Here is a 13,536-nt window from a genome sequence, read left to right as displayed (position 1 = left end):
GGTCAAAACAATCCGCGGCTCACGGCCCGAACTGCCCCGGAAACACCCAGAGCAACCCCGCGGTGATCACCAGATAGCGCAGAAACTTGCCCACCGCCATGTAGGCCACACACGGCCAGAACGGCAGCCGCAACCACCCCGCCACCGCGCACAGCGGATCGCCCACCACCGGCAGCCAGCTCAGCAGGCATGCCTTGGCTCCGAAGCGGCGCAGCAGCGCCAGCGCCTTGTGGTCGCTGGCGGCGTGGTGGGTGACGTGTTCGTAGGCTTTTTCGGCGCCGTAGCCCATCCACCACGAAATCGCACCGCCAATCGTGTTGCCGGCCGTCGCCACCAGCACGGCGGGCCAGAACAGCTCGGGGTTGAGCTTGACCAGCCCGAACACCGCCGGCTCGGAGCCCAGCGGCAAGAGCGTCGCCGAGATCAGCGAGACGATGAAGACGGTGCTGAGGCCGAACTTCGGCAGCGCCAGCAGCAAGAGCAGTGAGTCGATCCAGGCTTCCATGGCGGGCATTCTGCTTGAGGTGGCCCAAAACGGCCGCCGCTATACTCCTGCCTCCTTTTTCAGCACCTCTGCCCACCCCTTCCCCGCTCTACCTCCCATGCGCATCGGCCCCCACTCGTTGCCGAATCGCCTGTTCGCCGCGCCCATGGCGGGTGTGACCGATCGGCCCTTCCGCCAGTTGTGCAAGCGACTGGGGGCGGGCTATGCCGTGAGCGAAATGGTGACCTCGCGCGCCGATCTGCGCGACAGCCTGAAGACCTCGCGCCGCCTGAACCACGATGGGGAGGTCGAGCCGATCGCCGTGCAGATCGCCGGCACCGATGGCGAGATGATGGCCGAGGCGGCCCGCTACAACATCGACCGCGGCGCGCAGATCATCGACATCAACATGGGTTGCCCGGCCAAGAAGGTCTGCAACAAGTGGGCCGGCTCGGCGCTGATGCAGGACGAGACGCTGGCACTGGACATCGTCGCCGCCGTGGTCGAAGCAGCCGCCCCCCACGGTGTGCCGGTCACGCTGAAGATGCGCACGGGCTGGTGCAACGAACAGAAGAACGCCGTGGCGATCGCCCTGGGCGCCGAGGCACGCGGGGTCGCGATGGTCACCGTGCATGGCCGCACCCGCGAGCAGGGCTACCAGGGCGACGCCGAGTACGCCACGATCGCCGCCGTGAAGGCCGCGCTGCGCATCCCCGTCTGCGCGAATGGCGACATCACCAGCCCGCACAAGGCACGCGAAGTGCTCGCCGCGACGGGCGCCGACGCACTGATGATCGGCCGCGCCGCGCAAGGGCGGCCGTGGATCTTCCGCGAGATTGCGCACTTCCTCGACACGGGCGAGATCGCCGAAGCACCACCGACGCTGCAGGTGCGCGACTGGCTGATCGAGCACCTGCACGACCACTACAGCCTCTACGGCGAACGCGCCGGTGTCCGCACCGCACGCAAGCACATCGGCTGGGCCGTCCACGACCTGCCGGGCGGGCGCGCCTTCCGCCAGCACATGAACCTGATCGAAAGCACGGCCGCACAGGCGCAGGCCGTGCAGGATTTCCTGGGCGCCCTGGCCGACACCCATCCGTCGTGGCCCTAGGCCGCCGTCCCCGTACCCGCACAGGCCGCATGAGCACCAGCCCTTCCGAACACAGCCCCATCGACCAGTCGATCCGCGAGATCCTGGCCGTCTATTTCCGCGACCTCGAAGGCACCGAACCCCACGCGCTCTACGACATGGTCGTGAAAGCGGTGGAGCGTCCGCTGCTCGATGTCGTGATGTCGCAGGCCGAGGGCAACCAGAGCCGCGCCGCCGAGTGGCTGGGCATCAACCGCAACACGCTGCGCCGCAAGCTCGTCGAGCACAAGCTGATCGACTGAGCCAGCACCCGCGCCGATCGTCCGAACCGCATCCAAACGACCTCCCGAGTCCACCATGACCACCGCCCTCCTTTCCGTTTCCGACAAGACCGGCATCGTCGCGTTCGCCCGCTCGCTGCACGCCCACGGCATCCAGCTGCTCTCCACCGGCGGCACCGCCAAGCTGCTGGCCGAAGCCGACCTGCCCGTCACCGAGGTCAGCGAGATCACCGGCTTCCCCGAGATGCTCGACGGCCGCGTCAAGACGCTGCACCCGCGGGTCCACGGCGGTCTGCTGGCGCGCCGCGACGTGCCGGCGCACATGGCGGCGCTGAAGGAACACGGCATCGACACGATCGACCTGCTCATCATCAACCTCTACCCCTTCGCGCAGGCCACGGCCAAGGCCGACTGCACGCTGGAAGACGCGATCGAGAACATCGACATCGGCGGCCCGGCCATGCTGCGCGCCGCGGCCAAGAACTGGCAGGACGTGGGCGTCGTGATCGACCCGAGCGACTACCCGCAGGTGCTGGCTGAACTCGCCGCCTCGGACGGCCAGTCGCTGACGCGCAGCACCAAGTTCATGCTCGCCAAGAAGGTGTTCTCGCACACCGCCGCCTACGACGGGATGATCAGCAACTACCTGACCGCGCTGGAAGCCGGTTCGGAAGAGCAGACCGAAGCCGTCCCCGCCCGCGCCGAATACCCGAGCGTGTTCAACCTGCAGCTCCACAAGGTGCAAGGCATGCGCTACGGCGAGAACCCGCACCAGTCGGCCGCGTTCTACCGCGAAGCCGCACCGGCCGCCGGCCTGCTGTCGGGCTGGCAGCAGATCCAGGGCAAGGAGCTGAGCTTCAACAACATCGCCGACGCGGACGCGGCGTGGGAATGCGTGAAGGCGTTCGACGTGCCGGCCTGTGTCATCGTCAAGCACGCGAACCCGTGCGGCGTGGCCGTCGGCGCGACCCCGCTGGAGGCGTACCAGAAGGCGCTGAAGACCGACCCGACCAGCGCGTTCGGCGGGATCATGGCCTTCAACTGTCCCGTGGACGCGGATGTGGTGAACGCGATCAACGCCAACAAGCAGTTCGTCGAAGTCGCCATCGCCCCGGCCTTCACGGCCGAAGCCCGCGCCGCCTACGCCAGCAAGACCAATGTGCGCCTGCTGGAGGTGCCGGTCGCCAAGGTCACGAACGCGCTGGACTTCAAGCGGGTCGGCGGCGGGATGCTGCTGCAGTCGGCGGACAACGTGGACATCGTGGGTGGCGAGGTCAAGGTCGTCACCAGACTGCAGCCCAGCGCGCAGCAACTGGCCGACCTGCGCTTCGCCTGGACCGTGGCGCGCTTCGTCAAGAGCAACGCCATCGTGTTCTGCAAGGACGGCATGACGATGGGCGTCGGCGCCGGCCAGATGAGCCGCCTCGACTCGGCGCGCATCGCCAGCATCAAGGCCGGCCATGCCGGGCTGACGCTGCAGGGCACTGCCGTGGCGAGCGACGCGTTCTTCCCGTTCCGCGACGGGCTGGATGTGGTGGTGGATGCGGGCGCGACCTGCGTGATCCAGCCGGGCGGCTCGATGCGCGACGCCGAGGTGATCGCGGCGGCAGACGAGCGCGGCATCGCGATGGTGTTCACCGGCACGCGGCACTTCCGCCACTGAGCACGGACAGCGACAGGACGCCCGGATGCGCATCCTCGGGATTGATCCGGGCCTCCAGGTCACCGGCTTCGGCGTGATCGACGCCGACGGCCCGCGCCTGAGCTACGTCGCCAGCGGCACCATCAAGACGGCCGAAGCACCACGTGGCGACCTGCCGCAGCGCATCCGCATCATCTTCGAGGGCGTGCGCGAGGTGGTCGCGACCTACGAGCCGGACACCGCTTCGGTCGAGATCGTCTTCGTCAACGTCAACCCGCAGAGCACGCTCTTGCTGGGACAAGCGCGCGGGGCGGCACTGGCGGCGCTGGTGTCGTCGAGCGCGGCGCTGAGCGTGTGCGAGTACACGGCATTGCAGATGAAGAAGGCCATCGTCGGCCATGGCCACGCCAGCAAGGAGCAGGTGCAGGCGATGGTGCAACGCCTGCTGCAACTGCCGGTGCTGCCGGGCAAGGACGCTGCCGACGCACTCGGGCTGGCGATCACCCACGCCCACGCCGGCAGCTCCTTCGCGGCACTCGCCCAGGGCGGCACGCTCCAGCGCAAGGCCCATGCCCAGTACCGGGGCGGTCGCAGCTACTGAGCCAGTGCGAGCTGCTGTGGCTGTGGCTGTGGCTGTGGCGATCCAGCCCGCAGCAACCGCTCGAACGCCTCGGGCGGCACGGCCGGGCTGAACAGGAACCCCTGGTACTCATGCACCCCGCGCGCCTGCAGCCACGCGAGCTGCTCGGCCGTCTCCACCCCTTCGGCCACCATGTTGACCTTGAGCACCTGGCACATGGTCACGATCATTTCGGTGAGTGCCGGCAGGTCGTCCAGCGCGCGGACAAAGGAGCGGTCGATCTTGAGTGTGTCCACCGGGTAGCGGTGCAGGTAGGCCAGGTTGGAGTAACCGGTGCCGAAATCGTCGATCGCGATGCCCAGGCCCATGGCGCTCAGCCCCTCCAGCGTCGCCACCGTGCGCCCATCATGGCCGAGCAGCACCGACTCGGTGATCTCCAGCTCGATGTGGCGCGGGTCGCAGCCGGTGCGGTCGAGGATGTCGCGCACGTCCTGCAACAGCGCGTTGTAGAAGAACTGGCGCGGCGAGAGGTTGACCGAGATGTCCAGCACCCAGCCCTGCTGCGCCCAGGCCACTTGCTGCCGCGCCGAGGCTTCGAGCACCACGGCGCCCAGCTCGCAGATCAGCCCGCAGTCCTCGCAGACGGGGATGAAGACATCGGGCGGGATCATGCCGCGCTGCGGGTGGTGCCAGCGCGCCAGCGCCTCCGCCCCCACGATCTTGCCCGTCTCGACACTGACCCGCGGCTGGAACCACGCCCGGATGTCGCCGTGGGCCAGCGCCCGGCGCAGCTCCACCTCCAGGTCGAGCCGGGACTGCGCCGCCGCGTTCATGGCCGGCTGGAACCACGCCATGCCATTGCGCCCGGCGGCCTTGGCGCTGTACATGGCCTGGTCGGCGTGGCGCATGAGGGTGTCGATGTCCTGTCCGTCCTGCGGGAACAGGCTCAGGCCGATGGACGGCGTGACGCGCAGCTCGGTTTGCGAGATCAGCACGGGCTGCGAGATCAGCGTGACCAGCTCCTGCGCCCGCTGGCGGGCCACCAGCGCGGCGTCTGCATGGGGCAGCAGCAGCAGGAATTCGTCCCCACCGAGCCGCGCCACGCGGTCCTGCGGGCCGAGCGCACCACGCAATCGCCGGGCCAGGTGCATGAGCAGCTCATCGCCGACGGCGTGGCCGAGCGAGTCGTTGACGCGCTTGAAGTGGTCGAGATCCAGGAAGACCAACGCCGCTTGCAGGCCCTGGCGGCGACAGTCTTCCAGCGCCTGCGGGTAGCACTTGATGACGTGGTTGCGGTTGGGCAAGCCGGTGAGCAGGTCGTGGTCGGCGAGGTACTGCGCCTGGGCCTGGGCCTGCTTGAGTCCGCTGATGTCGGTCTCGGACACCAGCAGCGCCTGCCGACCGGTCACGGCATCGCGGCACAACCGGGCCGACACGTCGTGCCACCGCTCGCCGTCGGTGGTCAGGACGCGGGCGATGCGCTTGTGGTGGCCGCGCTCGACCAGCCCGCGCACGAGTTCGCGCAAGTCCTGGCGGTCGAGCAGGCGCTGCTGCAAGGTTTCGTTGCCGGCTGGCACGCTGGCGCGGGCGGCCGGGTTGCGGTAGAGGGCACGGCCGGCGCGGCTGTAGAGCGTGGTCATGACCTCGGTGTGGAGCAGCGCCTCGACGCTGCGCAGCGAGTCCGGCGGCATCGCTTCGTGCGGCCGGGCTTCGCACAGCATGGCCATGCGCCCGTCCGTCAGCCGCACGCCGCTGAAGCCCACCCAGAGCGTCGTGGCCCGGCCACCGGGGTAGAGCGTCCATTGCTCGGAAAAGCGGGCATCGCCGCGCTCGAAATCCTGCTGGTACTGGCGCAGCCGCCGCGCCACCGACTCCGACATGTCGGCCCCCATCTCGCGCGCGGACAGCTCGGCCAGCGAGCGCGCCTGCCACAGGTGCAGCCCAGCGGCGTTGGCCCAGTGGACGCGGCTGTGGTCGATGTCGAAGATCCAGACGGGCTGGTGCAGGGCTTCGAGCAGCCGGGCCTCGTCAGCGTCTGGCAGCGTCCGCATGCCCGCGCCTCAGGCCGACAGGAGCTGGTCCACGCCGAGGTAGCCGGGCTGGGCCTGCACCCGTGCCATCCACTGGCCGATGGCGGGCCAGTCGGCCAGATCGAAGCCGCCTTCACCCGCGAGGTGGGTGTAGCCGTAGACGGCGATGTCGGCCACCGAATAACCGTGGTCGCAGATGAACGCCCGCTGGCGCAGGTGGGCGTTCAGCACGGCCAGTCCGGCGCAGCCGTCGCGGTGCCAGCGCGGGAAGTCGTCGGTGTGCTCGGCGGCGAGCTGGGGCACGATGTGCGAGAAGAAGCGCGCGGGCGAGATGTTCGGCTCCAGCGCGGTCTGCTCGAAAATCATCCACTGCAGCGCCTGCGCCCGGTGGAAGGGGTCGGCGGGCATCAGGGCCGTGCCTTCGCTCAGGAACCAGGCGATGGCGTTGGACTCGCCCAGGCCCTTGCCATCGGCCGTCACCAGGAAGGGGACTTGTCCGCGCGGGTTGAGCGCCAGAAACGCCTCGCCGCGCGTCTCGCCCGCCAGCACGTTCACCGAACGGATGCGCACTTTGTCGGCCGGGCCAGCGTCACCGCGCTGTCGCAGCACCAGCATGGGTTTGAAGCTGTTGCCGGAGCCGGCGGTGATGTAGAGCGTGTGTGCATCGCGCATGGGAACCCATCCTGGTAGCCGGACCACGAATGGGTCCGATCACCCGTGTTGTCGGATGCAGTGCGCGTAAATTGAGCGTGGCCGGCGCCTCACCAGGCCGGGGCGAGTTCAGCCATGCCTTGTGGCGCGAGTTTCTCGTCCTGGAAGGTGACGATTTCCCATGCCGACGCGTCGGCCAGCAGCTTGCGCAGCAGCTTGTTGTTCAAGGCATGGCCACTCTTGAAGGCGGTGTAGTCGGCCAGCAGCGGCTTGCCGCAGACGTGCAGGTCGCCGATGGCGTCGAGGATCTTGTGTTTCACGAACTCGTCGTCGTAGCGCAGCCCTTCGGCATTGAGCACGCGGTAGTCATCGACGACGATGGCGTTGTCCATGCTGCCGCCCAGGCTCAGACCGCGCGAGCGCATCATCTCCACGTCCTTGGTGAAGCCGAAGGTGCGGGCGCGGGCGATGTCCTGCTTGTAGCGACCGGTGGCGAAATCGAAGACGACGCGCTGGCCGGTGGCGTCCACGGCGGGGTGGTCGAACTCGATCTCGAAGCCGAGCCGGTAGCCGTGGTGTGGGGCAAGTCTGGCCCATTTCAGCGAGCGGCCCTCCCCTTCGCGGATCTCGACCGGCTTCTTCACGCGCAAGAACTGCTTGGGCGCGTTTTGCAGTGCGATGCCAGCACTTTGCAGCAGGAAGACAAAGCTGGCCGCCGAGCCGTCGAGGATGGGCACCTCGTCGGCGGTGATGTCGATGTAGAGGTTGTCGATGCCCAGCCCGGCGATCGCCGACAGCAGGTGCTCGATGGTCTGGACCTTGGGCGCGCCAGGATCACCGCCGGGCGAGATGGTCGTGGCCATGCGGGTGTCGCAGACCGATTCGGGCGTCACGGGAATGTCCACTGGGTGCGGCAAGTCGATGCGGCGAAAGACCAGCCCGGTGCCGGGCGCCGCCGGCCGCAGCGTCAGCTCGACCTTCTGGCCACTGTGCAGACCAACCCCGACGGCACGGGTCAGCGACTGGAGGGTGCGTTGTTGCAGCATGGGTGCATTCTAGGCAAGCGGTGCAGACAGCGAAAAAGCCCGGTGTCCTGGGGGACACCGGGCCAAATCGGAAACCGGAAACGGCGAGGATCGGGTGAGAGTGGCGGTCGATCAGTCGGCTTGCTTGCGCAGGAAGGCCGGAATCTCGATCTCGTCCATGCCGTTGGCCGCCAGCGCATCGACTTTGGCCGATGCCTGCGTGCGGTTGGGGCGCCAGACGCTCGGGGCGCTGGCATGGCTCGGCGACACCAGCGGGTGGGTCAGGACAGGGATGTTGTCCGTGCCGGTGCGCTGGCCGCCCGAGGGCTGGACCACCTGCATCGGCGCCACGCGCTGCTGCGGGATCTGCTGCTGTTGCGGCTTGCCGGCCGGGGCCAGGCCGGTCGCGATCACGGTCACGCGCAGCGCGTCGCCGAGGCTTTCGTCGTAGGCGGTGCCGTAGATGACGTGGGCTTCTTCGGCGGCGTAGCGACGGATGGTGGTCATCGCGTTGCGGCTTTCGGAGAGCTTGAAGTTCTGCTTGCTCGCCGCGATCAGCACCAGCACGCCGCGCGCACCGGACAGGTCAACCCCTTCGAGCAGCGGGCAGGCGACTGCCGCTTCAGCCGCCTTGGTGGCGCGGTCCGGACCGCTGGCGGTGGCCGTGCCCATCATGGCCTTGCCCGGCTCGCTCATCACGGTCTTCACGTCCTCGAAGTCCACGTTGACCAGACCGGGGATGTGGATGATGTCGCTGATGCCACCGACCGCGTTGCGCAGCACGTCGTTGGCTTCGGCGAACGCCTCTTCCTGCGTCACGTCGTCGCCGAGCACTTCGAGCAGCTTCTCGTTGAGCACGACGATCAGCGAATCGACGTTGGCTTCGAGTTCGTTCAGACCGACATCGGCCTGCTTCATGCGGCGCGGGCCTTCGAAGTCGAACGGCTTGGTCACGACACCGACCGTCAGGATGCCCATGTCCTTGGCCAGACGGGCGATGACCGGAGCCGCCCCCGTGCCCGTGCCACCGCCCATGCCGGCGGTGATGAAGACCATGTGCGCGCCTTCGAGCGAATTCTTGATCCGATCGACCGCCTCTTCAGCGGAGGCTTTTCCAGCTTCAGGACGCGAACCCGCCCCCAGACCAGTGTGTCCCAATTGCAACAAAGTGTGTGCCTTGGAACGGTTCAACGCCTGCGCGTCGGTGTTGGCGCAGATGAATTCCACGCCCTGCACACCCCGGTTGATCATGTGATCGACCGCGTTGCCGCCACCACCTCCCACGCCGATCACCTTGATCTGCGTACCCTGGTTGAACTCTTCAATCATCTCGATACCCATGCCGCTCTCCTCGGATCTGAATTACATCAGAAACTTTTCAAGAACCAATCCCGTGCCTTGCCGAACAAACCCTGCGCCGTACCGCCGGAGGGCGCTGACTTCAATCCCCGCAGACGCGCCAGGCGCGCTTCCTCCAGCAATCCCATCGCCGTCGAGGCACGGGGACTGGCCACCATGTCGTGCAGGGCACCGCTGTACGTCGGAACCCCCATCCGCACTGGCTTGAGGAAAATATCTTCTGCCAATTCGATCATGCCCGGCATCACCGCCGAGCCACCGGTCAGCACAATGCCAGAAGACAGCAGCTCCTCGTAGCCACTGTCTCGAATCACTTGCTGAACCAGCGAAAAAATCTCTTCTACCCGCGGTTCGATCACGCCGGCCAGCGCCTGCCGACTCAATACCCTTGGTACCCGATCGCCCAAACCCGGCACTTCGAGCTGTTCCGACGGGTCGGCCAGCAACTGCTTGGCCACACCGAACTCGATCTTCACGTCCTCCGCATCCTTGGTCGGGGTGCGCAGGGCCATCGCGATGTCACTGGTGATCAAATCTCCCGCAATCGGGATCACTGCAGTATGACGGATTGCCCCGTCCGTGAATATCGCCACATCGGTCGTGCCCGCCCCGATATCCACAAGCACGACACCGAGGTCTTTTTCATCCGGGGTCAATACCGACAGGCTCGATGCACTCGGATTGAGAACCAGTTGCTCCACCTCCAGCCCGCAGCGCCGCACGCACTTGACGATGTTCTCGGCCGCACTGAAGGCGCCGGTGACGATATGCACCCGCACCTCCAGCCGCTCGCCGCTCATGCCCACCGGTTCGCGCACCTCCTGGCCGTCGATCACGAACTCCTGCGGTTCGACCAGCAGCAGCCGCTGGTCGTTGGGGATGTTGATCGCCTTGGCGGTATCGACCACACGGGCCACGTCGATGGCGCCGACCTCCTTGTCCCGCACGATGACCATGCCGGTCGAGTTGCGCCCGCGCACATGGCTGCCCGAAATGCCGGTGTACACACGGCTGATCTTGCAGTCGGCCATCATCTCGGCCTCTTTCAGGGCGTGCTGGATCGACTGCATGGTGGCGTCGATGTTGACCACCACGCCACGCTTGAGTCCATGCGAGGACGCCACGCCCAGGCCGGCCAGACGCATCTCGCCATTCGGCAGGATCTCGGCCACCACGGCCATGACCTTGGCGGTGCCGATATCGAGTCCGACGACCAGATCGTTGTATTCCTTGGCCATTCGTGTTCCTTGCATATCGCCTGTATCGCCTTTGTCGCCTTCAATGGCCCTTGCCTGCGCGAACCGCCACCGGCGTCGTGCCCATGCCGACCAGGCGCAGGGCGTAACTTTCACTGTGCCGCAGGTCGGCGTACTCGATTGCCCGGTGATCGAAGCGCGCGGTGATCTGGCCTGCGGATTGCACAAACCGTTGGGTGCGAGCGACGATCTGGTCGGACTCGCCCCGCCCGAGTTCCAGCAGCGTGCCGCGGTCGAGGTGGACGCGCCAGGAGCCGCGGTCGGTCAGCACCACCCGGTCGATGCGCTGGCGCAGCGGCGCGAGCACGGGCACCAGCGCCTGCCACATCGTCATCACCTGCAGCGACGTGCCGGTCGGGCCGGCCAGCGTGGGCAGGTTGTCCTCCTCGACATCGCCGAGGTTCACCTCGAACAGCTCGCCGTGGGTGTTCACCAGCAGGTGGTCGGTGTCCTCGCGCGCCCAGTAGGCCATCGGACGGTGCTCCTCGATGCGGACCACCAGATCGTGCGGCCAGATGCGGCGCACCTCGGCGCGGCGCACCCACGGCACCGACTCGAACGCGGTGCGCGCCTGGGCAAGGTTCATCGTCAGGTAGCTGCCCTGCAGCAGCGGTGTCACATGCCGGCGCACGCTCTCGGCACTGCTATGGGCTACTTCGCCCTCGACGTGGATCTCGCGCAGGTTGAACCACGGCGAGCGCGCCAGCCGGGTGCCCAGCACCACCAGCCCGGCCAGCAGCACCAGCACCAGCAGCACATTGGCCCCGGAGCGCATCAGCCGCACGTCGATCGGCAGGTGGGGCGGAGGGGCGGAGGAAGCGGCGGTGTCGCGCATGGTGTCCTGTGTGTCCTGTGTCCCGTGCGCGCTCAGGCAGTGTGCGGCCGGGCGCTGTCGAGACGGGCCATGGCCAGCAGGCGCAGGCACAGTGCCTCGTAGGACAGGCCCACCGCCCGCGCCGACATCGGCACCAGCGAGTGGCCGGTCATGCCCGGCGAGGTGTTGATCTCCAGCAGGAACGGCTGGCGGTCGCTGGCGCGCACCATCAGATCGACCCGGCCCCAGCCGCGGCAACCCAGCGCGCGGTAAGCCGCCAGCACGATGCGCTGGATCTCGCGCTCCTCGGCCTCGGGCAAGCCGCTCGGGCAGAGGTAGCGCACGTCGTCGGTGAAGTACTTGTTCTGGTAGTCGTAGCCCGCCTCGGGCGGCACGATGCGGATCACCGGCAGCGCGCGGGCCTCGGCGCCTTCGCCCATCACCGGACAGGTCAGCTCGTCGCCCTGGATGAACGCCTCGCCCAGCACGTCCGGATCGAAGCGCAGCGATTCGGCCACGGCGGCATGGATGTCCTCGGCTGCCGTCACCTTGGTCACGCCGATGGACGAGCCTTCCCGTGGCGCCTTGACGACCAGGGGCAGACCGAGCTGTGCCGGCAGGGCGGCGATCGTGGCGGCGTCCTGCTGGTCGGGGGCGAGCCAGACATGGCGCGGTGTCGGCAGCCCCTCGGCGAGCCAGATCCGCTTGGTCATCACCTTGTCCATCGCGATCGCCGAGGCCATCACGCCGGAGCCGGTGTAGGGGATGCCCATCATCTCCAGCGCGCCCTGCACGCAGCCGTCCTCGCCGTGGCGGCCGTGCAGCGCGATGAAGCAGCGATCGAATCCCTGCGCCTTCAGTTCGTGCAGGCCACGCTCGGACGGATCGAACGCGTGGGCATCGACGCCCTGCGACTGCAGCGCCTGCAACACGCCCGTGCCGCTCATCAACGAGATCTCGCGCTCGGCCGAGGTGCCACCCAGCAGCACGGCCACCTTGCCCAGCTTCTTCACATCCACCATGTACACGCTGTCCATCACACCCGCCCTCCAGCCAGTTCCACCACCCGCGCCGGCACACCGCCGATCGTGCCCGCGCCCATCGCGATGACCACATCCCCGCCCAGCGCCTGCTCGGCAATGGTCTGCGGCAACTCGGCGATGTCGTCGATGAACAGCGGATCGACCTTGCCCGCGACACGCAGCGCCCGCACCAGCGCCCGGCCGTCCGCCGCGACGATCGGTGACTCGCCCGCCGAGTAGACCTCGGTCAGCAGCACGGCGTCCGCGGTGCCGAGCACCTTCACGAAATCCTCGAAGCAGTCGCGGGTGCGGGTATAGCGGTGCGGCTGGAAGGCCAGCACGAGGCGCTGCCCCGGGAATGCGCCCCGCGCCGCCGCGATCGTCGCCGCCATCTCGACCGGGTGGTGGCCGTAGTCGTCGATCAGCGTGAACTGGCCGCCGTCCCTGGCGGGGTGGTCGCCCCAACGCTGGAAGCGCCGACCCACGCCGCTGAACTTCGCCAGCGCGGTGGCGATCGGTGCATCCGGCAGCTCCAGCTCGGTGGCGATGGCGATGGCGGCCAAGGCGTTGCGCACGTTGTGCTCGCCCGGCAGGTTCAGCGTGATGTGCAGATCGGCCAGCGCCACGCCGTTGCGGCGCTGGCAGGTGAAGCGCATCTGGCCGCCGGGCAGCGCCTGCACATCCACCGCGCGCACCTGCGCGTCTTCGCCCAGGCCGTAGGTGACCACTGGCCGGGAAATCATCGGCATGATCGAGCGCACGCCGGGATCGTCGCTGCACAGCACGGCCGCGCCGTAGAACGGCATCTTGTGCAGGAAATCGACGAACGCCGCCTTCAGCCGGGCGAAGTCGTGGCCGTAGGTGTCCATGTGGTCGGCGTCGATGTTGGTGACGACGGCCAGCACGGGCAGCAGGTTGAGGAAGGAAGCGTCCGACTCATCGGCTTCCACGACGATGTACTCGCCCGAGCCGAGCGCCGAGTTCGCCCCCGCCGCGTTCAGCTTGCCGCCGATGACGAACGTGGGGTCGAGTCCAGCCTCGGCCAGCACGCTGGTGACGAGCGAGGTCGTGGTCGTCTTGCCGTGGGTACCGGCGATGGCGATGCCCTGCTTCAGGCGCATCAGCTCGGCCAGCATCACCGCGCGCGGCACCACCGGGATGCGCTGCGCCCGCGCGGCGATCACCTCGGGGTTGTCGCCCTTCACGGCGGTCGAGGTCACCACCGCCTGCGCGCCGGCGATGTGCGCGGCGTCGTGGCCGGTGTGGATGCGGATGCCGAGTTCGGCCAGGCGGCGCGTC

13 protein-coding genes are annotated in these 13,536 nt (G+C 67.9%); 4 read left to right on the top strand and 9 right to left on the bottom strand.

All coding sequences use genetic code 11. The features are described 5' to 3' along the window. Positions 1-19: 19 nt before the first annotated feature. Positions 20-505 (bottom strand): YqaA family protein, encoded by a 486-nt coding sequence (locus tag QZW52_RS15595; RefSeq protein ID WP_294000475.1) that lies wholly within the window; start codon positions 503-505, stop codon positions 20-22. Between the two features lie 97 nt (positions 506-602). Between QZW52_RS15595 and dusB the strand changes: the two genes are divergently transcribed. From dusB to ruvC, 4 genes are read left to right on the top strand one after another with little or no spacing between them, the layout of a single operon-like run. Next, on the top strand, positions 603-1,598 hold the full coding sequence (gene dusB / locus QZW52_RS15590) for a tRNA dihydrouridine synthase DusB (RefSeq protein WP_294000474.1): 996 nt from the start codon (positions 603-605) through the stop codon (positions 1,596-1,598). A gap of 29 nt (positions 1,599-1,627) precedes the next feature. Further along, positions 1,628-1,879 (top strand): helix-turn-helix domain-containing protein, encoded by a 252-nt coding sequence (locus QZW52_RS15585; protein ID WP_294000472.1) that lies wholly within the window; start codon positions 1,628-1,630, stop codon positions 1,877-1,879. A gap of 55 nt (positions 1,880-1,934) precedes the next feature. Next, entirely contained in the window at positions 1,935-3,521 is a 1,587-nt protein-coding gene (purH, locus tag QZW52_RS15580; RefSeq protein ID WP_294000470.1) for a bifunctional phosphoribosylaminoimidazolecarboxamide formyltransferase/IMP cyclohydrolase, read from the top strand. Between the two features lie 25 nt (positions 3,522-3,546). Then, positions 3,547-4,101 (top strand): crossover junction endodeoxyribonuclease RuvC, encoded by a 555-nt coding sequence (gene ruvC, locus QZW52_RS15575; protein ID WP_294000468.1) that lies wholly within the window; start codon positions 3,547-3,549, stop codon positions 4,099-4,101. Here ruvC and QZW52_RS15570 read toward each other — a convergent pair. The 8 genes from QZW52_RS15570 to murC all read right to left on the bottom strand — a co-directional run. Beyond that, a complete protein-coding gene (locus QZW52_RS15570; protein ID WP_294000467.1) occupies positions 4,095-6,131 on the bottom strand; it encodes a putative bifunctional diguanylate cyclase/phosphodiesterase in 2,037 nt (678 codons plus the stop codon). The two genes, ruvC and QZW52_RS15570, sit on opposite strands and share 7 nt — an antisense overlap. Positions 6,132-6,140: 9 nt before the next feature. Then, the gene (locus tag QZW52_RS15565; protein ID WP_294000465.1) at positions 6,141-6,782 is read right to left on the bottom strand and encodes a glutathione S-transferase family protein; all 642 of its coding nucleotides are present in this window, start codon (positions 6,780-6,782) and stop codon (positions 6,141-6,143) included. Positions 6,783-6,871: 89 nt separating this feature from the next. Next, on the bottom strand, positions 6,872-7,807 hold the full coding sequence (gene lpxC / locus QZW52_RS15560; protein WP_294000463.1) for a UDP-3-O-acyl-N-acetylglucosamine deacetylase: 936 nt from the start codon (positions 7,805-7,807) through the stop codon (positions 6,872-6,874). Positions 7,808-7,918: 111 nt separating this feature from the next. Then, positions 7,919-9,127, bottom strand: coding sequence for a cell division protein FtsZ (gene ftsZ / locus QZW52_RS15555; RefSeq protein ID WP_294000462.1), 1,209 nt, complete (start codon positions 9,125-9,127; stop codon positions 7,919-7,921). Between the two features lie 26 nt (positions 9,128-9,153). Further along, positions 9,154-10,383, bottom strand: coding sequence for a cell division protein FtsA (gene ftsA / locus QZW52_RS15550; RefSeq protein ID WP_294000460.1), 1,230 nt, complete (start codon positions 10,381-10,383; stop codon positions 9,154-9,156). A 40-nt stretch (positions 10,384-10,423) separates the two neighbouring features. Beyond that, positions 10,424-11,236: a cell division protein FtsQ/DivIB gene (locus QZW52_RS15545; RefSeq protein ID WP_294000459.1), complete on the bottom strand. Its 813-nt coding sequence runs from the start codon at positions 11,234-11,236 to the stop codon at positions 10,424-10,426. Between the two features lie 32 nt (positions 11,237-11,268). Continuing rightward, the gene (locus QZW52_RS15540; protein WP_294000458.1) at positions 11,269-12,252 is read right to left on the bottom strand and encodes a D-alanine--D-alanine ligase; all 984 of its coding nucleotides are present in this window, start codon (positions 12,250-12,252) and stop codon (positions 11,269-11,271) included. After that, positions 12,252-13,536 (bottom strand): UDP-N-acetylmuramate--L-alanine ligase (gene murC / locus QZW52_RS15535; RefSeq protein WP_294000456.1); only part of this gene is annotated, 1,285 nt, incomplete at its 5' end. The genes murC and QZW52_RS15540, both read right to left, overlap by 1 nt.

Origin of the sequence: Sphaerotilus sp. (assembly GCF_013299175.1) — a bacterium.
Taxonomy (GTDB): domain Bacteria; phylum Pseudomonadota; class Gammaproteobacteria; order Burkholderiales; family Burkholderiaceae_C; genus Sphaerotilus.
Note: the sequence above shows the minus strand (reverse complement) of the source record. Positions and strands in the feature narration are given on the sequence as shown.

What these genes read in the sequence shown, in the direction of transcription:
- QZW52_RS15545 (WP_294000459.1), bottom strand. Translation starts at nt 11,236, where the DNA reads ATGCGCGACACCGCCGCTTCCTCCGCCCCTCCGCCCCACCTGCCGATC.
- QZW52_RS15585 (WP_294000472.1), top strand. Translation starts at nt 1,628, where the DNA reads ATGAGCACCAGCCCTTCCGAACACAGCCCCATCGACCAGTCGATCCGC.
- QZW52_RS15595 (WP_294000475.1), bottom strand. Translation starts at nt 505, where the DNA reads ATGGAAGCCTGGATCGACTCACTGCTCTTGCTGCTGGCGCTGCCGAAG.
- lpxC (WP_294000463.1), bottom strand. Translation starts at nt 7,807, where the DNA reads ATGCTGCAACAACGCACCCTCCAGTCGCTGACCCGTGCCGTCGGGGTT.
- QZW52_RS15565 (WP_294000465.1), bottom strand. Translation starts at nt 6,782, where the DNA reads ATGCGCGATGCACACACGCTCTACATCACCGCCGGCTCCGGCAACAGC.
- QZW52_RS15540 (WP_294000458.1), bottom strand. Translation starts at nt 12,252, where the DNA reads ATGGACAGCGTGTACATGGTGGATGTGAAGAAGCTGGGCAAGGTGGCC.
- ftsZ (WP_294000462.1), bottom strand. Translation starts at nt 9,127, where the DNA reads ATGGGTATCGAGATGATTGAAGAGTTCAACCAGGGTACGCAGATCAAG.
- QZW52_RS15570 (WP_294000467.1), bottom strand. Translation starts at nt 6,131, where the DNA reads ATGCGGACGCTGCCAGACGCTGACGAGGCCCGGCTGCTCGAAGCCCTG.
- ruvC (WP_294000468.1), top strand. Translation starts at nt 3,547, where the DNA reads ATGCGCATCCTCGGGATTGATCCGGGCCTCCAGGTCACCGGCTTCGGC.
- purH (WP_294000470.1), top strand. Translation starts at nt 1,935, where the DNA reads ATGACCACCGCCCTCCTTTCCGTTTCCGACAAGACCGGCATCGTCGCG.
- ftsA (WP_294000460.1), bottom strand. Translation starts at nt 10,383, where the DNA reads ATGGCCAAGGAATACAACGATCTGGTCGTCGGACTCGATATCGGCACC.
- dusB (WP_294000474.1), top strand. Translation starts at nt 603, where the DNA reads ATGCGCATCGGCCCCCACTCGTTGCCGAATCGCCTGTTCGCCGCGCCC.